This window comes from Streptomyces sp. MBT65 (assembly GCF_016612545.1).
GTDB lineage: Bacteria > Actinomycetota > Actinomycetes > Streptomycetales > Streptomycetaceae > Streptomyces.
Map to the genome: position 1 here is coordinate 1 of NZ_JAENRY010000722.1, position 970 is coordinate 970.

Annotated in this window: 1 pseudogene; it reads right to left on the reverse strand. The window is 74.7% G+C overall.

Going from position 1 to position 970, the window contains the following annotated elements:
• Window positions 1–96: 96 nt before the first annotated feature.
• Window positions 97–970, reverse strand: a pseudogene (locus JHN63_RS51800) (pyridoxal phosphate-dependent aminotransferase); the annotation flags it as partial.

Genomic DNA, 970 nt, shown 5'->3' on the forward strand with positions numbered 1-970 from the left:
CGGCGAGCGGCGGGGACGAGGGGGCGAGCGGGGACGGGGAGACGGCCGTTTCGTGCGGGGTCGTCGTGCTGGTGGTGGTCGACTCGGACTGCTGCGTCATCGAGGAGGCTCCCATCGCTGAGCGTCGTCGCGGAGATCGTCGAAGATCGACCTCAAGGACATCAACGCGCGTTGCACGTGTGGCAGTTCCAACGGCGCGGGTGACGTAAGGCATTCCGCGCGTTCCCCGTCGGTTCGGCCGAGCAGTGCGCCGGTGGACAGCCGTACGCGCAGCGCGCCGAGGTCGTCGCCGAAGCGGTGCCCTCCCGGGGCGGGCATGCCGAGCCGGGCGGTGAGGAACTCCTCCAGGTCCTGCGCGTCGCCCACCCCCTGCGACGGGTGCGGCGACGCGGGCGCCGAGTGCGGTGAGGACGTCGAGCACGCGCGCGTGGAGCGCGTTCCCGGCGCGGCCGGCGGGGAAGCGGGCGACGGCGGCGGGCCAGCCGGAGGGGAGGAGCGCGCCGGCGAGGTCGGTGACGACGGTGACTCGCTCGGGCAGCATCTCGGCGGGGCTGAGCAGCATGGTGCCCCGGGGTGCGTGCAGGGTGTCGCGCCAGGTCTCGTCGCTGACCAGGTGCAGGCCCTCGCCGGCGGCGGCCTCGACGGTCTCGTGCATGACCTCGGGCGGCGCGACGGTGGCGGTCGGGTCGTCGGCGACGGACAGCACGAGCAGCCGCGGGTCACCGCCCTCGTCCCGGACCCGGCGCACGGTCTCCAGCAGGGCGTACGGATCGGGCACCCCACCGCACTCGGCCGGGGTGCCCACATGGAACACGGGTCTGCCGAGCAGTCGGGCGTACGGCGCCCACCAGGCGGCGCAGGGTCGGGGCACCAGGACGTCACCGCCGAGAGCTGCGGTCAGCGCGACCAGCAGGGCGGGGGCGCCGTACGCCCGACTGCTCGGCAGACCCGTGTTCCATGTGGGCACCCC